This window comes from Coprobacter sp., assembly GCF_982436375.1.
The window spans coordinates 1-20,167 of sequence record NZ_CEWDCG010000032.1; the positions used below are offsets into that span (position 1 = coordinate 1).

The following is a 20,167-nucleotide window of genomic DNA, read 5'->3' on the forward strand; positions in this document are numbered from 1 at the left end:
TTCTTTATGTATTGGAAAATATTTATATGTTTGATTATGGTTCTTTTTCCGGGTATTAGCAATGTTTGTTCTTATAGCCAAGAGGTCAGAGTGCATGATTCGGTAATGGTTATTCAAAAAGGTAATTTTTGCTTAAGTAATGATCGTGTTATATTTGAAAAGGGTATGAATGTAAAGGCTGATACTTTTCTTTTTGGAATCTCTCGTTCGAATAAATTTGCATTTAATAACGGATATTCCTATTGTTCGGAGTTCTATGCCAATAAGTCTTTTTTACATAAAGGAGAATACAGCGTGTCAGGTGTCATAAAGCACTATCCGTATGGCCGTTTTTATGGTATGGGTAAACAAATTAACTTTATCGGTTTAGGACAAATGAATTATGCCGGTATTGGATTGTATTCTATGAACCGTTGTTCTTTAAATATCTTTACATATGCACTAAAATGGCATATACCGAGATATGAAAGTTTGTTGTTCGGGTTGTTTGGTAGTTTATCTTACTCTGTTAATGAGAAAGTTAATTTAAATACATTTGCTTCGTACTCGCTTATATTTTCTTCTTCTTTCAGAACTATTAATTATGGTGGTTTTGTTACTTATGATATGTATCCTAATTGGGGAATGGATATTGGAGTTAAGCGTTGTTGTGATTTCCGGTTGCGCAACGAACAAACAGTACCTATAATTGCACCTTATTTTCGATACAAAGGAAATAAACTTAGTGTTGATGTAGGCAGTGGACTCATTCAGTTATTTAAATAATATTGTTGGATAATTTTTTCTATCTCTCTTCCGAGTAGTGTCACGCTTATTTAACTTGATCTTTATATATTTTTTTGTATGTTTATCGAGATGTAATTATTTAGTAAAAATTTTTCATGTTATTGAGAATATTTAATTTTGCATCATAGCTAAAAGCTTGTCTCAATTTTACTCGGGCCAGGTTTGGAAGTTTCGTGAAAAATGGTTTTAACAATAAGGTATGGAAAAAAAGGGATCTGTAATTCGTCTGATTTATCCGCAGTGGCAAGGAGGAAATATTGCCAAATGGATTTCGGAAATAAAGAATCCGGCAGATGCTTCACGAGGATATTTTTTAGGAGCTCGATTGCTTGATTTTCTTGCACCGGATAATGGACAGGAGAAGTTGGTCGTTCCCGTATCGACTGAGGTTGTTGAGCGTAAAGAGAAGGATGGAATTCTTGATAAAGATATCATAATACGTCAAACAAGGGCTGCATTAAGTATGTTGCGAGTTAGCAATCCCGATAAAATAGTAACTCTTGGAGGTGAATGTTCGGTTAGCGTTGTACCGTTTACCTATCTTGCTGAAAAATATGATAATGATGTAGCCGTTATTTGGATAGATGCACATCCGGATATTACATTGCCCGGTGATGTTTATTCGGGATATCATGCAATGGCGGTTACGGCGTGTATGGGATACGGAGATAAAGAGATTATTGCAGAACTTCCTTCCCAGATTGCATCATCGAGAATATTGTTTGTCGGATTACGTAATTGGGAACGTGAAGAGATTATTGTACGGCAAAAACAATATGGAATTCCTCATCTTGCTCCAAGAGATGTGGCTCAAAATAGCGATGCGGTCAAGTGTTGGTTGAAAACTTGTGGTGCATCTAAAGTATTGATTCATTTTGATATGGATGTTCTTGATCCTTCGGAAATTGTTGCAGCAGTAGGGACAGATCCGGATGGAATGAAAATGGAGGCGGTTATTCGTGTAATAAATGATATTGCCATGGAAAAAGAAATTGTCGGTCTGACCATTGCCGAACCTATGCCTCGTACAGCGATCAGAATCAAAGACATGTTAAACAGTTTGCCTTTATTGAAATAAATATAGATGTAGGTAATACTGATAAAAAGATAAGAAATAAGAGCCGGTTTAAATTTTCCGATAAGGAAATTTTATCAGATTATCTTTGTGTTTTCTGGTCTGCTTTTATTTTTTAGTATATTTATTGACCGGATATTATGATTTTTACCGGTTTTTTGCAGATGCCATTATATTGTGCCTATAAGCTAAACAGGCCAAAATGAAATATACGGCACATTGTATCCATAAAGTGATATATTCTTGTCGTATGTCGGCAATGGTTGCACCCATTGAATTTATTTTTACAAAAGCTAATGTGCCCGGAGCTGCCGGGAAAATAAAATGAGATGCTTTCCAGTACCATGGCATGAGTTCTAACGGGTAGGATACTCCGGACAAGAAGATGAGCCCGACCGAAAAAAATGCGATCATTAACAACGGAGTCTCCGAATCGGTGTAAAATACCGAAGCTGCTAATCCGAAAAAGCTGGTGGCAAGCAGATACGGAATCATCAACATAACTATTTCATATTTATTCCCTATATTCGGTAAACTGAATACTACGGGCATTAATCCTAATAAAAACAGGGAGAAAAAGGCATATAGGAAACAATAGACAAAAGTTTTACTAATGATAATTCCGGACATTCTGCCAAAAGAAAATCCTTTGCCCGGAAGTTGCGAAATAGATCCGGAGTCTTTTTCATCACCGCTGATCATTCCGATTACCATTAATAAGGTCTGAAAGATTATAACCATCAGAACTGCCGGAATTAAATAACTCCCATATCCCTCTGTGTGGTTATACAGGGCTGTTCCTACGACAGTTATTGCTTTGGATTGTGTTATTTGTTGAGTGTCTTGTTGAGGTAGAAAGACAAGCATTTCAGGGCGATATTTTTTATTTAATTCCAGCATAGCTCCTGCCGAAGATTCTTGCATCGCCAGATAATAGAGAAATGCGTTGGTTGTCCCATACATGACGAATATCGATTCATCTCCACGATTTACTCTTGTTTCGAAATCTTCGGGAATGTATATAATGCCGATAACCTCATTCTTTTTCATTAGCTCTTTAGCTTCTGGAAAATCGTCTCCGTTACAATATACTTTTACTTGAGGTGCAGCATCGATCAGACGGGTGTATTCTCGACTCAAAGCGCTATGAGATTGATCTACGACTGCAATAGGAGCATCTCTGATCAAATTCGGTTCATACATATAATTATAGAGAAGCCCATATACGAAAATTCCTCCCATCAGCACGAGTAATATGGCATAGCTTGTGCCGATTGTTTTGAATTCTCGCATTATTATTGTTGCGATGTCTTTAAACCAAGATGATATTTTATTTGATATTCTCATATTTATGACTTAATATAGCTTTTTTCAGATGCGGTAATATAAGGATAGCCGGCAAGATAAATAAAAATAGAGCGCTTATGTTCTGCCATGTATAGGCAAATCCATAGTCTCCGTACAACAAGTTTTGATTGATCTCTACAAAATGGCGAACAGGGAATAAAAATGAAGCGTAATATACTGCCGGAAACATAAATGGAGCAGGGAATGTCACACCCGACAGAGTTGCACCTAATGATCCGACCATAGATACGATACTGATGATAATACTGATTGCCGGGAATAGGGAGAATAAAAATACAGCTAAAGCTTGAGTAGCTATGACAAATAATATTGTTGTTAGGTTCAAGGGGGTGAATCCGCAAGAAAAAGGAATTTGCATAACACCGAACATGATATAATTAGAAAATATTCCTATGATGATAAACAGGATGGTGTAGGGTAATAATTTCCCGGTTATGGCTGTAAATATATTCATATCGGCGCACTTCAACCATTCGTCTGCCGTACGGAATTTAATCTCGCTTCCTATTGTATATACGGTTACTAACAGAATGATAACTTGAAATAGAATAAAGAAAAAGGGATTACTTAGATATACCGAATAATCCAGATCGGGATTGTAAAGAGGGTGGCCTTGTTCATTGACTGGAACAAGAAAGTCTTCGATTTGATTTTCACTGATTCCTAACGCTGTTGCTTCATTTATAATGGGCGTTATGGCTAACGGTTGCAGTACGGTTTCAAAAGCTCCTTGTATTTCGCTACCTACGCTTAACAGAGCATAGTGGTAGTAATAGGAGAGTGTTGTGGTTTTACCCGAAAGAACATTCTCTTCAAAATTTTCAGGAATAACTAAATATCCGTAAATTTTTTTTTGTTGAGTTGCTGTCCGTGCAGAAATATCGTCAGTGTAATGAGCGATTACGTTAAAGGTTGGTACTGTTTCGATTGTTCTGGAAATGTTTCTTGAAGTCGCTGTTTGATCCAAATCGACGATTCCGATAGGGAGGTTTTCCATTTGTCCCGATCCGAATATCGTTGCCATAAAAAAGATGCAAAATAGAGGCAATACGATACATACTCCGAAATATAATCTCCGAGATGTCATACGTGCTATTTCCCTTTCGAATACAGAGAAAAAAGATCCTTTTTCAGAATGGATACTCATTCTATTGTTCATTAAGGTTTACCAATACCGACATACCTGGGCGCAAATCCTCGACCGGAGAAGTAGGTAGGGCATGCAATTCGAAGGTTCTCAGATCATAACTTCCGGTCTGCTTAGTAGATCTCCATGTTGCATAACTACCCAAGGGACTGATATAATTTGTTTTAAATATTATTTCTTTCTTATTCAAAGCGGGAACATTGCCTTTGAATGTTTTTCCTATCTTGAAGTAAGGAAGGAAATCTTCTCTTACATTCAGTACGACATGGGCGTCATCCAGTACTACAAGACTCATGATAGGCGTGCCTGCACCGACTAATTCACCACGTTTGGGATAGATAGAGGCTATTTGTCCCGATTCGGGAGCTGTAAGTTTGGCATCCTGCAATAGAGCCTCGACTTCATTGACTGTTCCTTTTGCTGCGTTGACCAATGACCGGGCACTTTCTTTATCTTGTTTTTGAGCCCCGTCCAAAGCCATCAAATATTGCTGGTATGCAGCTTTTTCATTAGCTATCGCAGCCTTATAGATCGCCTCGACTTCATCTTTTCTTTGTGAAGTTACGACACTGTCTTTATATAATGTTAGAATACGGTCGTAAGTCGTTTTTGCCAATTGCAGATCCGATTTAGCCTTGCTCCATATTTGGAACATCGTTTCGATAATTTGGCTGCGAGTACCTTCATCAATTTTTTGGTTCTGATATTTCGCGACGTTTTCCAATGCATTTACCTGTTCATATTTTGCTCGAGCTTCAGGGCTATTGATAATTACCAAAGTATCACCGGCAGAGACGTTTTGACCTTCTTTGACTAAGAATGTATCGATCCGTCCCGGTAATTTCCCGGATATACGTATTTCGGTAGCCTCTATTTGTCCTTGCAGAATTGTCGGTTTATTCCCGAGTAATATCATTCCTAAGAAAGAGATGAGAGCGACGATTATTAAAACAGATATAAAAGCTGTTATCAGATATTTTTTTGTTCTGTCCATAGTTATGTATAATTAATATAATAGGTCATAGAAAAGGTTCGTTTATCCCCTCTTTGCGGTATTGATGGAATGTGTCGGGAATACCACATGCCGATAATAGATTTATCAAGGCAACATCATATTGATAATAAGCAAGTAAAGAGGCTATTTGTACTTTTGACAACATTACTTCGGCATCTATTACTTCTGTTGAGGTAGCCATACCTTCTGTAAAAGATTTTTTACGTATGCGAACTAATTCCTTACTCATTTCTATAGTCGTGTTTAGAGCCGAAACATTATTCAACGCATTTTGTATCTGGCTGTAAAATTTTTCCAGAACTACATTTAAGTCATCAATAGCTTTATCCTTTCCCAATGCCAATGTTTGTTTGGTGATTTTGGCTTGTCTGATTTTTTTCTCTCTATCCAGTCCATCGAAAATGTTCCATGAAAATCCTACGCCGATCATGCTGCGGGGAAGTAGGTTCTTTTCGATACCGTGTGCATATAGAGTTTGTTTACCGAATAAGGCGATATTTGGAATGTAACCCGTACGTCCGATTTTCAATTCATTGTTAGCGATGTTTTCTTGTAGTCGCATTTGGTTTATAAGATAGTTATTACTTTCTATCAAACTTTTGAAATAGAGAATTGTCGGTAGAGAATCATTGATGAAAAGGGGAGAGATAGGACGAATATTACCATCCGTTTCCATTTTGATCAATGTCTTTAGTGCGTTTTGGGCGACATCTAAATCTTTCTTTGCAGATTCTAATTCTCGTTTAGCTTCATCCATATTTACTTGTACAAACAATCTCTCAGCTTTATTTATCATTCCGTTTGCTTCAAGTTTTAATGCATTCTGATAATGTTTTTTCAAAGATTGAAATGTCTGCTCTCTTACCTCGACGACTTTTTGTCCTAATCGTACTCCGAAATAACTTTCGACAAGAGCTATACGAGTATTAGCGCTGATCTGTTCTTTATTCACTTCAGCGATAGAAACCATTGCTTTTCCTATTTTTCCGGCATAAATACGTTTTCCACCGGTAAAGATAGGCCATGTAATATTGGCGTCGATAGTTGTCAGATCTTGTGGAGCAAGGGGAAAACTGAGAGAATAACTTCCTATTTTGTCTAAGATAGAAGATATAATCTGGTCATCCGGAATAATAGAATGAATAAAATCTTTTGCCGGATCGGTAAATTGGTTCAGTGATTCTTTCACCTCTATTTTATTTGCCATGTGTACGTATGCCCCTGTTGCATTGATTGCCGGATACCAGAAAGCATTCAGACGCTGGTGTTCGCTTCTTGCCCATTCAATTTCTTTATCTGCGATTTGAAGGCTCTGATTACCTTTGTCAAGTAGTTGTATAGACTCTTCAAAGCTGAGACTTATCTCTTGATTTTGTCCGAAGAGGATCGGTGATGAGATGAGAAGTAATATACTACATGATATAAAATACCTGAACATATACCTTTTTCGTTATAGATTTCTATTTTTCTATAAACGGGGAAGTCAGGAGGTTTGTTCGATAAAATAAAGAAGCGGCGGATAATTTTATCTAAAAAAAGAGTTAATGAATCTTTCAGACAATATATTTAGATATGATATGGATTATTATTTGTTAATAAAGAATGTGTATGTGAAAATAACTTTAAATATAACCCTTTCCCCTTGTCTAAGTATAGAAATACTCTTATATTTGTACCATATTTTTTCATGGTATTAAATTTAAGGTTAATAGAAGATTGGTTGTCGGGATGACAACCATTTTTTTATCCGTACTTTTTGCTATTATGGTCCTTCTCGAGGAAGGAAAAACATCCTTAGAAAGGAATCCTCAAATTTGGCACGAACAAAATTTAAACAGGCTCTTACTTGTAAAAACAAAATTTTTTCATCGTTTTATTTTGTGATTTTAGGATATATTACCGAAAAGTATTAAACGTAATGAGTTCTTGGTTTGTTTCTTTATATAAAGAGTTTGAAACTAAAATCGTAGAGAAGATGAAAAAGATTGTTTTATTAGCAGCTGTAGCTGCAACGGTAGGAGTGACGTTGTATTTATCTTGTAATCAGAATGCCCGGTGTAATTTGAAAAGAAAAGTTCGTGAAGGACGTCGGTCTATTGATAGAAATATATCGAAAGCTTCACGTAGAATCGAGAAATCTGTAAATAAAGCGATTGATAATTTGACTGAAGCTCAAGAAAAACTTCAGCAGAAAACCGATGAGTTAAATTCGAAACTTCGGAAATCGATTGCTGAATAAAGTACGAAATGATATTTTTTAATTTGCAAACAGACTTTGTATTCGTTTTTAGTAGAGTGTTTAATGCTTTTAAACACTCTACTCTTTTATACCCCATTCTTTTGATTTATTCTTTTATCGTAGCGTTGGTTACACGTTCGAGTAAAATAGCTTTCTTATTCCAATGATAAGGTTCGTATTCTGTATTTTTCAGGATTTTATTATTCTTAAAAATTAATCCGTTAACAGATTTTGCATATAGAATAGGAATATCGAATGTTTCGAAAATATTATCAACAATACTTATTTTTCCATTTTCCCCTCCGTGGAAATATCCTTTTTGTCCCTGTAGATCCGGAATTTCAGGGTAAATAGAGATAATAGCATTTGTAAACTGAAACATACTGGTAAGAGCATTGATAAATCTGTTTTTTCGTATAGTGACATTTTTGCAAGAACCTGTTTCATACCAGCCATTACAATCACCGCATAACAGAATTGCTGTGCCGGATGTGTGGTCGAATAGATTTTTTTCGACTACGGTTTTACGCGGAGTACTGAATAAAGCTCCCCGTGCACGGTTATTGCGAACGATATTTTCGGAGAATACGACTTCGGGAGTCCATGTCAGGTTCTCAATACCGAAATCGGTGTGATCATCTATACTTGGAGCTATTTTGTTTTTGAACTTGATTATAAACTCCCGGCTTCCCTTTTCTTCCTTTTTATCGTGGGAATAAATAGCCGTTATTTGGTTTTCATACCCTACAGTATCCATAGTAGCCGAGCGGATAAATTGCACTTTGTCACCGGCTTCTCCCCACTTAAAACCCCAGCTTTGTTCGTGCATATAGCGTCCTATAAGGGTGTAATCATCCAATCTTTTTATAATTTTCAGATAGGTTCCGTGAACATTTATGGCATCATCCATCATATTTTCGTATAATCCGTTTTTTGATATGATCTTACCTTTGCATCCCGAAAAGTGCGTCGCATCTGCTTGTGTTGTAAAATATCGTGGGTCATTATCTCCTTTCAGGCAGACGCTGAATTTATTTAATGTGATATTTTCGCAAAGTTGAGCAAGTAGTCCCATTCCTTCGGCATAATGAATCTTGACATTATGTATCGAGGTATTTTTGTTTTGAGAGAGAAAAATTCCCGGATTCGGGCGGTGATAGGTACGCATTGCTATGATCGTACCCGGAATGAGCTTCTCGTCTTTCCATAAAGGAGCTTTTAAGATACGGGGTGCAATTTCGGTAATACCTTTTGTAGAGTATTGAAGGTCACTGGTTCGGTATACGACTCTCTTTGTATTTTCTTCAAATGCAATTCCGGTACTTGGACATGCACTCCAATTGTTTCCGTATATCTCAAAAAGCGAATCTTTGGATATGCGATAATGTATCCAAGGAGCTACTTCAAAAATTATTCCGTCTGCGATATTATTGGAAATAATTTTAATTTGTGCTATGTGCGGATTTTCAAAATCGATGCTGAAGTTTTTTAATTGGCAGTTTGAAGAGTGTATTAGAGATATAGGAAGCATTCGTCCGTGAAAAATAAATTCAGCTCCTTGTCCGTCTAAAATCAGATTATGCATATTTTCTATAACGATACCGACTTTTTTCGGATTGTTTTGATCATGATTTGAGATGTAAAGCTCTCTTTCTAAAGCATTATCGTCATAAAAATCGTAACGTCCCGGGGCAAAACGAAGAATTTTCTTTTCTCTATCTTCAGTATTCGATTTTATTGAATCCAAAACTTTTTGTATAAGAGAAGATGTCTCGATTTGGGTATCCGGAAAGATTCCGAATCGGGTCATGTCATAAACTTTATGCTTGGCGCATAAATCGGTACAAAATAGGCAAATCAAAAATGTGAGCCAAAGGTTTACTTTCTTTTTCATAGTTTTATGAAGATAAATATTTTGTCGGTATTTTCGAATCGGAGTTTGATTAAATTTTGTGTTTGGAAAATTTGGAATAAAGAGATGATAGTATTATTTAGGTTTTTAGAGGCATGAATGATTCGATGGTTATTAGATTTTGAGTAATTGAAGATCTTGGCAATAAAAAGCTTACATACCGTAAGTCTTTTTGTTATCTATGAATTTTAAAATAATTATTTCCTTATATCTTAATACTAATTTTCAATGTTATAATCATTCATGACGAATACATTAGAAATTGTTCCGGCTTCGATCGTTGCAGATTCTCCCTTTATAGATAAAAAGGCAAGTCCGATTATAGGTAAAAATGTAAAGTTTAAGCCTACTCCTAAGCCGATTGCTAAACCTTTTTTATTTTTTCCGGTTTCACTTGAACTTCCATTTAGTAATATTGTTTGTCCATCGACAGAAGTCGTAGATATGTATTTTAATTCTACGAATCCTCCACGACCACAGCCTCTTGCTTTTTCTTGTTTTATGGAAGTCTGGACAGGTGTTCCTCTTTTTATTAAAATTTTACCGTTCTTTCCTTTCACATCATTATCTACTATTGCTGAAATAGTTTCTTTTGAATTGCTTTTTACAGTAGAAAGCAGTCTTACTATAAACATAGTCCCTCTCTCGAGAGGTGTTGCTGCCAAAAAGTTCAAATTCAACATTGAGAACACTAATACTATACTCAAAATCTTCTTAATCATGATACTAAATTTTAATAATTAATATTTTTGTGACCGAATCTTGTTGAATTTATGATTTACCTATTATCATATTTCTGCCTGTTTCCTTTTTTCTGTATGGCGCATAGTACGCTATATCTTTTATTAACTGTGTGAAATTTAAACAGACTTAACATTTTTGCAAATATAGGAATGTTTATGAATAATGTCAAATGTGCAACACGAAATCTATTTATGACAATTTAATCTATTATTTACGGTATACTTTTTAAAGAATTGGTATATTTATTACTCTTATCAAAGAATTGTAAAATGTATTTGTACTAAATGATTTATAATAGTTATGATTAGACGGGTAGAACTTCGGGACAGTAAGACTATTGCAGATATTTATAATGAATATGTCATGCATAGTGTAGTTACTTTTGAGACTAAACCTTTAAAAGAGGAAGAAATGCGTTCTCGTATAATCGAAATTTTTAAGAATTTTCCTTATTGGGTTTATGAGATAGACGATAGAGTCGTGGGATATTGTTATGCTCATCCGTGGAAACAACGGGCTGCATATAAATATACGCTTGAATCTACAGTTTATGTATCTCCCGATTATGTTGGAAAAGGTATCGGGAAGGAACTGATGCAAAAATTGATCGAAGAATGTCGAAAAAGCGGCTATCATGCGTTGATTGCCTGTATTACATCGGGTAATGAAGTTAGTGATTCTTTACATTTGAAACTTGGGTTTAAACAGGTTTCTTTTTTTGAGCAGGTGGAATTGAAATTCGGACGGTGGCTGGATGTTGCAGACTATCAACTATTGTTGATTTAGGTGTTTTTTAGAATTTATAAAAGAAAAGCCGGTTGTTAATCAAAATAACCGGCTTTTCCCATAGTTAAGGTTAAAGATTCTACTTGATATGTATGAATGAGCTGTTTTCTTGAATCTTCTCTGAGTCTGTATTCAGACTTTTTTCTTTGTCATATTTGAGATTGTATGTTTTCTCTCCTCCGAATGTATTGACTTTTATTTTTAGACCCGACAAGTTGCTTTCCTGAGGAGCTAAATCTTTTAACCTGAATGAAGCAATCCCCCACAACCTTCTGTCTATTTTGGGATCGTCTTCCATATTATGACGGAATTCCAGTTGCATGTAATTATCCTTGTCGGGATTGTCCGAAAGAGAAAAATCCCGCACAACGTTTACCATGTGTTTTTTCTCTCCTGCACCTTGCATTTCAAATTGTATGGTTAAATATTCATCGCTCGTCCACATATCGATGATATTTACAGGATCATTGCCGATACTGTCAGCGGTTTCTGGTGTAATGGGGATGATATTTTTGACCAAAACAGTGTCTATATCGTTAATGGCGACATAATAATCATATCCCATATAATTTTCTTGTAGTAGAGAAAAATTGATGATTACGCGTCGCCCGTCTTCTAAGAAAAAAGAGGGTATCGAAGTATTGGAGGGTAACATGGTCTTTTTACTGTCCAGTTGCAGATAGGGAGATTCTCCTTCTTTTACAACCATGTCTCCGATAGCATATGCATACGAGTTGTAGTAATAGACATCATCGTCATCATCTTTACAGGATTGCAGAATAACCGATGAGATCAGCATTATTAAACCTGTCAGAAAAATCGATTTTTTTTTCATAACTCATTCCTTTTTTAATTTATTGTTTTTTATTCAGTTTATCTCTTTTGTAATGTAAATGGTAATTTGGAGGAAATACTGCATCGAAAAATGTTAAAGAGTTAAAAAGATATTTTCTCTTTTATCCGGTGCAGTATTTTTACATTTTCTGCATTTATAAATTAAAGTGTGATTTAAAAACAAGAATGAGGGAGGAAGAACTGGTTGAACATTGTAGACAAAAAGATAAATCTGCACAAAAACAATTGTATGAGTTGTATGCAGGTACTTTATTTGCTCTTTGTATTCGTTATTCTGGAAATAGGGAAGCTGCTGAAGATATTTTGCATGATGGTTTCCTCCGGATATTTACGTCTTTCGACAAGTTCGATTATAGAGGAGAAGGTTCTTTAAAAGCTTGGCTGAGCCGTATAATGGTCAATACGGCATTAGAGTATATTCGTAAGGATGGGGAGATGAATCGTGTATTGACTTTAAATGAAGTCCCGGATATTATTGATCCAGAGAGTGAAGATGAGGATTTGGAGAAGATACCTCAGTCTGTACTGATGAAATTTGTATCGGAATTGCCTCCCGGATATCGGACGGTATTCAATTTATATACCTTCGAAGAGAAATCTCATAAAGAAATAGCTGCTTTATTGGGAATCAATGAAAAAAGCTCTTCTTCACAGCTTTTCCGGGCTAGAGCTATATTGGCGAAGAGAATAAAAATGTATTTAACGAAAGCGGGCGTATGAAACAAAAAGATGATAAGTGGACTATAAGATTCCGCAAACGGATGGAAGGATATGTTGAATTGCCGCCTTCTGGTGTTTGGGAAAGATTAGACGAGGAATTGTCTTTTAATAGTAGGCAACGGCATCGTTTCCCCAGAATTGCTGTGGCGGCAGTTATTTTGCTATTTATATCGGTCGGTTTGTATTTTCTTACTTATACTTCTGATAATGACGGAATCATTACGGCAGATGCTCCTTCTCGTATTTTAGAACATCATAAGGTCGATAAGCCTTTTCGGAAAACAATTGTAACCGATAGTAATAAAATAATCACACATGCTTCGATTTATGTTAGGACAGTAAAAAAGAAAACGGAAAACGATATTTTGGAGGCAGAAAATATAGTTGTTGCGCAATCGATCGATACGATTCAAGCCCCTTCACAAGAAAAAGTTGAAGATCTGTCAGAACAAAAAAATACATTACAAGAAAAAAAAGAACATTTTACGAATAGCTCTTCTGTTGGCAAAGATTTTGAAATTAGACAGTTGCCTAAGAAAAGTAAAGGTTGGTCAATAGGCGTTTCGGTCGGGAATAATATGATTGCTTCTGCAGAGAATCATTATGGGTTTAGTAATCTTGATCGTTCAGGAATAATGCCTCGGAGTATGAATATGTTACAGACTGGAGAGAACGAGACGTCCGAAGACCAGAAAATTACGGCAGCCTATCAACAGATTATGCTGAAAAATATTAATTTGGAGACTACAACTGATATTAAACACCATTTTCCTGTTACGTTTGGTATTTCATTGCGTAAAGATCTTTCAAATAGTTTTTCTATAGAGACCGGGCTGACATATACTTTATTATCTTCAGATTTAAAGGCCGGAAATGATATATACTATTCTCAGGAACAGAGACTTCATTATTTAGGTATACCTTTAAAGGCTGGTTGGTATTTTGTAAAAAAGAAGAGAGTTTCTTTATATTTATCTGCCGGAGGAGCAGTGGAAAAGTGTGTCAAATCTCAATTGAAAACTCATTATGAAATGCAAAATGACTTATCTTTTATTGGAGATGACCATTTGGATGTGAAAAAACTGCAGTGGTCTGTTCTTGCGTCGCTTGGTGCTCAATTTAATATAACCGATCATTTCGGAATTTATGCTGAGCCGGGGGCGATATATTATTTTGATGACGGAACAGATGTCTCGACAATTCGAAAAGAGAAACCTTTTAATATCAATTTACAAATAGGATTGAGGTTCGGATTCTGATATTGTTGTCGTTTTATATATTCGTGCCGTATTTGGGGAAATAGAGTTTATTTAAAGTTTAATGATTGGGTTAAGTAAAAAGAAAACCGTTATTCTTTGAGTTTAGAACAACGGTTTTCTTTATTAGGTTAAAAGATTTATTGTTTCAATTTCATCGCTATGGCTTTTGCCAATTCTTGACATTGGGCTATCTTTTCAGACGTAATACCTTGTTTCATTTCTACCGGATTTCCGGTTACGTCCCATTTCATTCTCTCTGCAAAAGAAGAGAGTCGTTTCACTGCAGCTCCGGCCCATGAGAATGAACCGAAATATCCGAATACTCGATTTTTCATATCCCGACTTTCCAATTTTGAAACCAATGATTCGATATTGGGAAATAACTCATTGGTATATGTCGGACTTCCGATAATTAGTCCTTTATATTTAAATATATCACGTAAGATATATGACATATCCGATTTTGACACATTGTGCATAACGATATTTTTAATACCTTGAGCAGCTAATTCTCTGGCGATAACTTCTGCCATTTTTTCGGTATTACCGTACATGCTTCCGTATGCGATTACAACACCCTCTTCTCCTTCATATAAGCTTAGTTTATTATATATACTTATGACTTTCTGTATTTCTTCTTTCCATATTGGACCGTGAGTAGAACAGATTATCTGTATGTCTATTCCTGAAAGTTTTGCAAGAGCTTTTTGTACTGGAGCTCCGTATTTACCTACTATATTGGAATAATACCGGAACATTTCATCCCAATATTTTTCGGTATTCATTTGATAGTCTATGATTCCGCCGTCCAATGTTCCGAAACATCCAAATGCATCTCCGGAAAAAAGAATTTTATCATCTTCACAATAAGTCATCATGGTTTCAGGCCAGTGTACCATGGGAGTCATGTAAAAAGTAAGTACTTTTTCACCTAAAGGTAACCGGTCGCCGTCTTTTACTTCGTGGAATTTGTCGAAAATCCCGTAAAATCCTTCAATCATTCCGATTGTCTTGCTGTTCCCGATAATTTTAATATCCGGATATACACGACAAAGATCGTTTATCGAAGCCGAATGATCCGGCTCCATATGATTTACGACCAAATAGTCTATAGGGCGTTCTCCCAAGATGTTTTTTATTTTTTCAAAAAACAGATCAGTATAACAATGATCTACGGTGTCGATCAGAACAACACTTTTATCAACGATCAAGTATGAGTTATAAGAAACCCCGAGAGGCAATGGCCATAATCCTTCGAATAAATGTTTTGTACGGTCATTTACCCCTACATAATGGATATTTCTACTGATTTCTGTAATAGTTGACATATTATTTTCTCTTTATTTATTTTTCGGTTACAAAGTTATAAAAATGTATCTTTTCAAGAAAAGAGAAAACTGTTTTTCGTAAAATCGTAAAATGATCTGACAATATTTTCTTATTGGAAAATTCAGGTAAATTCTTAGATATTTATGATTTGTCTTTTACGAAAAAAACAGACAATGCTGCTATCAGTAAAAATATTCCGGCTGTCGATAGGGCATATATGGCTTCTCTGTTATAAATATGTTCGACGATAAAGCCATTGAAAATCCCGTTTATAATTTGAGGAATTGTAATGAAAAAATTAAAAATTCCCATATACACTCCCATTTTGGAGGCCGGGATGGCTCCGGCCAATATAGCATAAGGCATAGCCAAAATACTGGACCAAGCAATACCGATACCGATCATTGACCAGACAAGCATGTGTGCATCGGTAAATATTTCGAAAGACAAAAGCCCCAACCCTCCACATACCAAAGCCAAAGCGTGAGTTCCGCGTCTTCCTATATATTTTGCTATTACGGGAAGAAATAATGCAAAAACCATTGCTACCGCATTATAAATACCGAAAAGCACTCCGACCCAGTTGCCTGCCTCTTGAAAAGCGTTACTTGACGGGTCTGTCGTTCCAAAAAAGCGGTCGGCGACAGCCGGAGTTGTATATACCCACATAGAAAATAACCCGAACCAAGAAAAAAATTGTACTATGCCCAATTGAGCCATTGTTTTAGGCATGTGTATAATGTTTTGAAATATATTGAAAAATCCTTTCTTTTCAGCAGTTTCCGTTGTATTTTCATGATTAAATCGGGTATGAATTTCCGGAGGATATTCCTGTGTATGGAAAATTGTCCATAGAACAGTTCCTAACAGTACGGCAGCACCTATGTAAAATGAGAAAATTACATTATCTGGTACTTTCCCGGCCTCTGCTGTTCCTGATATTCCTAACCAGTTTGCAAGAATATAAGGAAACCATGACGCAACGACAGCTCCGACACCTATTAAAAATGTCTGAATTGAGAATCCGAGTGTACGTTGTTCAGAAGGCAGTAGATCTGCCACTAAAGCCCTAAACGGTTCCATCGCTACGTTGATAGAAGCATCCATAATCATTAGCATACCCGCACCGATAAACATCGGAGGAATGAGACCGGATAAAGATCCTGAATTTGGCATGAAAACAAGAGCTACAGATGTTAGGATTGCTCCGGCTAAAAAGTAAGGTTTTCTTCTCCCTAATCGAGTCCACGTACGATCAGAATAATAACCTATAATCGGTTGTATAATCATTCCGGTCAGCGGGGCTGCTAACCAAAACCAAGAAAGATGTTCTACATTAGCCCCGAATGTTTGTAAAATACGACTCGCATTTGCATTTTGTAAAGCAAATCCGAATTGTATTCCTAAAAATCCGAAACTCATGTTCCATATCTGAGGCAAACTTAATCGAGGATGTTTCATGAATCTATGTTTATCCGGTGAAAAATCTTTATTTTAAACAAATATCTTCGATTAAAGTTTGTTGTATAATGGCGCGTATGATGAGAAAGAGGAGGATATAATTCGATTGGTGCGTACCAAGCGGTATTTTTATAAATCATAAAATACCCTGTCGAAACCAAAACCATTATGGCATCGGCAGGGCATGATATCCGATGAGAAAGATAAAATTCGTATTAATCGATAAAACGTTTAATTATGTTTCCATACTCATCGATTCTTCGATCTCTTAAGAAAGGCCACCAGCGGCGAACATTTTCTGATCGGTTCAGGTCTATTTCGACAATGAGATTTTCTTCTTGACTGTCGGATGCCTGAGCTAAGAACTCACCTTGTGGTCCGGCGACGAAACTGCTTCCCCAGAACCGGATACCTCCGGTTTGACCTGATGGATCTGGCTCATAGCCTGTACGATTTACAGAAACTACGGGTAGTCCATTGGCTACCGCATGTCCTCGCTGCGATATGATCCATGCATCTCGCTGTCGATTTTTTTCATCTTCAGTATCACTGCTTTCCCAACCGATTGCAGTCGGATAGATAAGAATATCTGCTCCTTTTAGCGCCATAAGGCGGGCAGCTTCTGGATACCATTGATCCCAGCAAACCAATACTCCGAGTTTTCCTATTGATGTCTGTATCGGCTCAAAACCGAGATCTCCCGGAGTGAAATAGAATTTTTCATAATATGCCGGGTCGTCGGGAATATGCATTTTTCTGTATTTTCCGGCAATATTCCCGTCTGTGTCGAATACGACTGCCGTATTGTGATATAATCCAGGAGCCCTTTTTTCAAATAAAGATGTGACCAGTACGATTTCAAGTGATCGTGCTATATCTCCGAAAAAACGGGTAGATGGGCCAGGAATGCTTTCGGCAAGGTCGAATAATCGAGTATCTTCTGTTTGACAAAAATAAAGGCTGTTATGCAATTCTTGTAATACAACGAGTTGAGCTCCTTTTGAAGCACAATCTTCTATATTGGCCTTTAACTGTTGCATATTTGCATGTATGTCATTTGTGTTGGACTGTTGAATAAGTCCGACTTTTATTTTTTTCTCCATAATACGCTTTTATTATTTTATTACGTTTTTCGGGTATTGCATGGTTACACAATGTAAAGATCCGTGCTGCTTGATTAAAGCACGGCAGTCTATCCCGATAATTTGACGTTCAGGAAAAGCTGTTGTCAATATTTCAGCAGTCCGGCTGTCATTTATCGGCTGGTTATAAGTTGGGTATAGAACAGCACCGTTTATGATTAAAAAATTAGCATACGTAGCAGGCAGCCTTTCATTGTCGAATACGATTTCATCAGCCATAGGTAAGGGCAAGAGTCTGAAAGGTCTGTTGTCTTGTGTCCGAAAGCTTTGCAGTTGTGACTCCATATCTTTTAGTGCTTTATAATGATGGTCTTTCGGATCATTGCATTGTATATAAGCAATTGTATCATTCGGGCAAAATCGAGCTAATGTATCGATATGGCTGTCGGTATCGTCTCCTTCTAAAAAGCCATGGTCTAACCACAAGATTCGGGATATTCCCAAATTTTCTTTCAAATATTGTTCTATCTGATCTTTGTTCCATGCTCCGTTGCGGTTAGGAGATAACAAGCATTCGCTTGTAGTGAGCAAAGTTCCTTTTCCGTCCGATTCGATAGATCCTCCTTCGATAACGAAATTCAGACAATTTATATATTGGGCATTAAATAATTGGGACTGAAAAATTTTCCCGGTAATAAGATTGTCTTTATTAGCTGCGAATTTCAATCCCCAACCGTTGAATTTAAAGTCGATAATTCCTGCATTGCCGTTTTTATCCAGAATAGAAATTCCTCCATGATCTCGAGCCCAAGTATCGTTTGTTTCACATTCGAAAAAACGAATATTATCTGTATTTATTTTTTTGCAAATTTGTTTCTTTACATTTTCAACATCGGGTGCGACGATCAGAAGTTTTTCTCTTTTAGAAATTTCTTTAGCGATTTCTATAAAACAAGATTGGACTTCTTTTAACATATGTGCCCAATCTGTTCCCGCATGAGGCCATGTCAGTTGCACCCCCGATTGTTCTTCCCATTCGGCAGGTAAATAGAAATTTTGCTTCACTTTGTTTCTGTTTCTTTAGGTTTTCTGTCAAAAAAAGGATTTTTAGAAGATGCACTGATCGGGATACCGATAATTTGATGGCATCCTTTCATCCAACCGATTCGCTGAGCAGCCCATCCGGCAGAAAACATTACTCTGCTGTCTACTCTTAGGTCGGATGCTTTTGAGCAAGCTGATCCGATAGCGATGCCTACGTCTATAGAATTAATGGCACATGGTGTGTTTTGTGGTTTTTCCGCACATGTGGGAAAGCCGCAATACCCGCAATTTAGAGCCTGTTTTTGTTCTTTTGTTCCGATAAGTATCAAGGCATCGGCTGAAAGAATATTTTCCGAATCACGCATTAAAAACTTCAGACCGGTTTCTTCTGAAAGTTTTTTCATTTCTTGAGAAAGTATTTCTATTTCCCGTTCGGTAATCGTTATAATTTCGAGAATATCTATACCTTTCCCTTTAGGGGCGGTACGGGCAGCTGTCATTATCTGCTTGGCCGCATCCAGCATGTAAGATTGTCTCGATATCCTTTCGTCAATAATCATAATACTTTTATAGTTTTTAAGTATCGACAAAGGTAATGAAACTCTTTTGTAAAATGTAATTTTTATTTTTGCTTTTTCAAATACAAAACAAAATGAAATTCTCATTTGTTTTTAGACAGGCTCTTAGTTTTAATTGAAATAAAACAAAAAATTGAGATTATTGTTTTATACAAAAGACTAAAACTATATATGGTGAAATTGTGTTATTTGTGATAGAGATTTTCGGAAAAAATTATATATTTGAGAATCTTATGATACGGTTAACAAATTGAGAAATTGCTTAAATTCTTGTATTATGGATGGAGATATTGAAGAATTATTTGAAAGTTTGATTAAAAAATATCGTGAACAAGACGCCGCTTTTGATGAATTGAAATTGATGATGGATGAAGATGAAGAGTTAAAAAAATCATACGAAGAATGGTGTGCTGCTATGGGATGCTCCGAGAAAAAAGGTTTTGGAGTATTTTATCAAGAATATATAGAGGGTGATGATTCTATATGGGATAGTATATTCCCGAATAAAGAAGAATATGATGGATATGATAGCTGATTTAGACTATTGACCGATTAGGTCGGATAAATAAAGGCTGTATATTATCTTAATTATTATAGTAAAATCTATATAATTATTAATATATAGCTTTTGTGTAATAAAATAAATGAGAAGTGTGCTATTTTTGCATACGAAACTATGAAAAATCAAAATACTATGAAACGTAATTGGTGCATTCTTATCTTTTTATTTGGATTTAATCTCATTTGTTTTTCTCAAATTAGAAATG

Annotated in this window: 19 protein-coding genes; 7 read left to right on the forward strand and 12 right to left on the reverse strand. The window is 36.1% G+C overall.

All coding sequences use genetic code 11. The annotated features are described in order from the left end of the window. Window positions 1-765, forward strand: a 765-nt coding sequence (locus AC1WHX_RS03310) for a hypothetical protein (RefSeq protein WP_481228852.1), incomplete at its 5' end; no start/stop codon positions are given. A 220-nt stretch (window positions 766-985) separates the two neighbouring features. Further along, window positions 986-1,864, forward strand: a complete 879-nt coding sequence (locus AC1WHX_RS03315) for an arginase family protein (RefSeq protein WP_122337977.1) — start codon at window positions 986-988, stop codon at window positions 1,862-1,864. A gap of 144 nt (window positions 1,865-2,008) precedes the next feature. Here the strand turns inward: AC1WHX_RS03315 and AC1WHX_RS03320 are convergent, their stop codons facing one another. The 4 genes from AC1WHX_RS03320 to AC1WHX_RS03335 are packed head-to-tail and all read right to left on the reverse strand — an operon-like array spanning window position 2,009 to window position 6,829. Further along, window positions 2,009-3,208 carry an ABC transporter permease gene (locus AC1WHX_RS03320; RefSeq protein ID WP_122337976.1) on the reverse strand — a complete coding sequence of 400 codons (1,200 nt, stop codon included), beginning with the start codon at window positions 3,206-3,208 and terminating at the stop codon, window positions 2,009-2,011. Then, on the reverse strand, window positions 3,192-4,376 hold the full coding sequence (locus AC1WHX_RS03325; RefSeq protein WP_303115471.1) for an ABC transporter permease: 1,185 nt from the start codon (window positions 4,374-4,376) through the stop codon (window positions 3,192-3,194). The genes AC1WHX_RS03320 and AC1WHX_RS03325 overlap by 17 nt, the downstream gene beginning before the upstream one ends. 1 nt (window position 4,377) lies before the next feature. Further along, window positions 4,378-5,370 carry an HlyD family secretion protein gene (locus AC1WHX_RS03330; RefSeq protein ID WP_022599379.1) on the reverse strand — a complete coding sequence of 331 codons (993 nt, stop codon included), beginning with the start codon at window positions 5,368-5,370 and terminating at the stop codon, window positions 4,378-4,380. Between the two features lie 25 nt (window positions 5,371-5,395). Then, window positions 5,396-6,829 carry a TolC family protein gene (locus tag AC1WHX_RS03335; protein ID WP_302544980.1) on the reverse strand — a complete coding sequence of 478 codons (1,434 nt, stop codon included), beginning with the start codon at window positions 6,827-6,829 and terminating at the stop codon, window positions 5,396-5,398. 537 nt (window positions 6,830-7,366) lie between these two features. On the opposite strand from AC1WHX_RS03335, the gene AC1WHX_RS03340 reads away from it, so the two are divergent. After that, window positions 7,367-7,630 (forward strand): hypothetical protein, encoded by a 264-nt coding sequence (locus tag AC1WHX_RS03340; RefSeq protein ID WP_147404854.1) that lies wholly within the window; start codon window positions 7,367-7,369, stop codon window positions 7,628-7,630. 106 nt (window positions 7,631-7,736) lie between these two features. Here the strand turns inward: AC1WHX_RS03340 and AC1WHX_RS03345 are convergent, their stop codons facing one another. Then, a complete protein-coding gene (locus AC1WHX_RS03345) occupies window positions 7,737-9,524 on the reverse strand; it encodes an alpha-1,3-galactosidase-related protein (protein ID WP_303115467.1) in 1,788 nt (595 codons plus the stop codon). A gap of 236 nt (window positions 9,525-9,760) precedes the next feature. Continuing rightward, window positions 9,761-10,264, reverse strand: coding sequence for a hypothetical protein (locus tag AC1WHX_RS03350; RefSeq protein ID WP_022389724.1), 504 nt, complete (start codon window positions 10,262-10,264; stop codon window positions 9,761-9,763). A gap of 322 nt (window positions 10,265-10,586) precedes the next feature. Between AC1WHX_RS03350 and AC1WHX_RS03355 the strand changes: the two genes are divergently transcribed. Beyond that, the gene (locus AC1WHX_RS03355) at window positions 10,587-11,072 is read left to right on the forward strand and encodes a GNAT family N-acetyltransferase (protein WP_303115463.1); all 486 of its coding nucleotides are present in this window, start codon (window positions 10,587-10,589) and stop codon (window positions 11,070-11,072) included. Window positions 11,073-11,151: 79 nt separating this feature from the next. On the opposite strand, the gene AC1WHX_RS03360 is transcribed toward AC1WHX_RS03355, so the two are convergent. Beyond that, a complete protein-coding gene (locus tag AC1WHX_RS03360) occupies window positions 11,152-11,907 on the reverse strand; it encodes a NigD1/NigD2 family lipoprotein (protein ID WP_302544978.1) in 756 nt (251 codons plus the stop codon). A 185-nt stretch (window positions 11,908-12,092) separates the two neighbouring features. Between AC1WHX_RS03360 and AC1WHX_RS03365 the strand changes: the two genes are divergently transcribed. Continuing rightward, a complete protein-coding gene (locus AC1WHX_RS03365; RefSeq protein WP_302544977.1) occupies window positions 12,093-12,647 on the forward strand; it encodes an RNA polymerase sigma factor in 555 nt (184 codons plus the stop codon). Continuing rightward, complete coding sequence (locus AC1WHX_RS03370) at window positions 12,644-13,906, forward strand: porin family protein (protein WP_303115460.1); 1,263 nt, start codon at window positions 12,644-12,646, stop codon at window positions 13,904-13,906. Before AC1WHX_RS03365 ends, AC1WHX_RS03370 begins: the two co-directional genes overlap by 4 nt. A gap of 137 nt (window positions 13,907-14,043) precedes the next feature. Here the strand turns inward: AC1WHX_RS03370 and AC1WHX_RS03375 are convergent, their stop codons facing one another. From AC1WHX_RS03375 to AC1WHX_RS03395, 5 genes are all read right to left on the reverse strand, one after another. Then, the gene (locus AC1WHX_RS03375) at window positions 14,044-15,234 is read right to left on the reverse strand and encodes an FprA family A-type flavoprotein (RefSeq protein ID WP_278714028.1); all 1,191 of its coding nucleotides are present in this window, start codon (window positions 15,232-15,234) and stop codon (window positions 14,044-14,046) included. A 142-nt stretch (window positions 15,235-15,376) separates the two neighbouring features. Then, window positions 15,377-16,696 (reverse strand): MFS transporter, encoded by a 1,320-nt coding sequence (locus AC1WHX_RS03380; protein ID WP_303115456.1) that lies wholly within the window; start codon window positions 16,694-16,696, stop codon window positions 15,377-15,379. Between the two features lie 215 nt (window positions 16,697-16,911). Next, window positions 16,912-17,799, reverse strand: a complete 888-nt coding sequence (locus AC1WHX_RS03385) for a carbon-nitrogen hydrolase (protein WP_122338308.1) — start codon at window positions 17,797-17,799, stop codon at window positions 16,912-16,914. Between the two features lie 12 nt (window positions 17,800-17,811). Then, a complete protein-coding gene (locus AC1WHX_RS03390) occupies window positions 17,812-18,843 on the reverse strand; it encodes an agmatine deiminase family protein (RefSeq protein ID WP_009316877.1) in 1,032 nt (343 codons plus the stop codon). Beyond that, window positions 18,840-19,382: a ferredoxin domain-containing protein gene (locus AC1WHX_RS03395; protein WP_039927679.1), complete on the reverse strand. Its 543-nt coding sequence runs from the start codon at window positions 19,380-19,382 to the stop codon at window positions 18,840-18,842. The genes AC1WHX_RS03390 and AC1WHX_RS03395 overlap by 4 nt, the downstream gene beginning before the upstream one ends. A 295-nt stretch (window positions 19,383-19,677) precedes the next feature. Between AC1WHX_RS03395 and AC1WHX_RS03400 the strand changes: the two genes are divergently transcribed. Next, entirely contained in the window at window positions 19,678-19,935 is a 258-nt protein-coding gene (locus AC1WHX_RS03400; protein ID WP_009316879.1) for a hypothetical protein, read from the forward strand. Window positions 19,936-20,167: the final 232 nt, after the last annotated feature.

Excerpts from the sequence above, each read along its gene's own strand:
- AC1WHX_RS03380 (WP_303115456.1), bottom strand. The coding sequence starts at position 16,696 with ATGAAACATCCTCGATTAAGTTTGCCTCAGATATGGAACATGAGTTTC.
- AC1WHX_RS03375 (WP_278714028.1), bottom strand. The coding sequence starts at position 15,234 with ATGTCAACTATTACAGAAATCAGTAGAAATATCCATTATGTAGGGGTA.
- AC1WHX_RS03330 (WP_022599379.1), bottom strand. The coding sequence starts at position 5,370 with ATGGACAGAACAAAAAAATATCTGATAACAGCTTTTATATCTGTTTTA.
- AC1WHX_RS03355 (WP_303115463.1), top strand. The coding sequence starts at position 10,587 with ATGATTAGACGGGTAGAACTTCGGGACAGTAAGACTATTGCAGATATT.
- AC1WHX_RS03365 (WP_302544977.1), top strand. The coding sequence starts at position 12,093 with ATGAGGGAGGAAGAACTGGTTGAACATTGTAGACAAAAAGATAAATCT.
- AC1WHX_RS03315 (WP_122337977.1), top strand. The coding sequence starts at position 986 with ATGGAAAAAAAGGGATCTGTAATTCGTCTGATTTATCCGCAGTGGCAA.
- AC1WHX_RS03400 (WP_009316879.1), top strand. The coding sequence starts at position 19,678 with ATGGATGGAGATATTGAAGAATTATTTGAAAGTTTGATTAAAAAATAT.
- AC1WHX_RS03360 (WP_302544978.1), bottom strand. The coding sequence starts at position 11,907 with ATGAAAAAAAAATCGATTTTTCTGACAGGTTTAATAATGCTGATCTCA.
- AC1WHX_RS03335 (WP_302544980.1), bottom strand. The coding sequence starts at position 6,829 with ATGTTCAGGTATTTTATATCATGTAGTATATTACTTCTCATCTCATCA.
- AC1WHX_RS03370 (WP_303115460.1), top strand. The coding sequence starts at position 12,644 with ATGAAACAAAAAGATGATAAGTGGACTATAAGATTCCGCAAACGGATG.
- AC1WHX_RS03320 (WP_122337976.1), bottom strand. The coding sequence starts at position 3,208 with ATGAGAATATCAAATAAAATATCATCTTGGTTTAAAGACATCGCAACA.
- AC1WHX_RS03385 (WP_122338308.1), bottom strand. The coding sequence starts at position 17,799 with ATGGAGAAAAAAATAAAAGTCGGACTTATTCAACAGTCCAACACAAAT.
- AC1WHX_RS03345 (WP_303115467.1), bottom strand. The coding sequence starts at position 9,524 with ATGAAAAAGAAAGTAAACCTTTGGCTCACATTTTTGATTTGCCTATTT.
- AC1WHX_RS03350 (WP_022389724.1), bottom strand. The coding sequence starts at position 10,264 with ATGATTAAGAAGATTTTGAGTATAGTATTAGTGTTCTCAATGTTGAAT.
- AC1WHX_RS03340 (WP_147404854.1), top strand. The coding sequence starts at position 7,367 with ATGAAAAAGATTGTTTTATTAGCAGCTGTAGCTGCAACGGTAGGAGTG.
- AC1WHX_RS03395 (WP_039927679.1), bottom strand. The coding sequence starts at position 19,382 with ATGATTATTGACGAAAGGATATCGAGACAATCTTACATGCTGGATGCG.
- AC1WHX_RS03325 (WP_303115471.1), bottom strand. The coding sequence starts at position 4,376 with ATGAGTATCCATTCTGAAAAAGGATCTTTTTTCTCTGTATTCGAAAGG.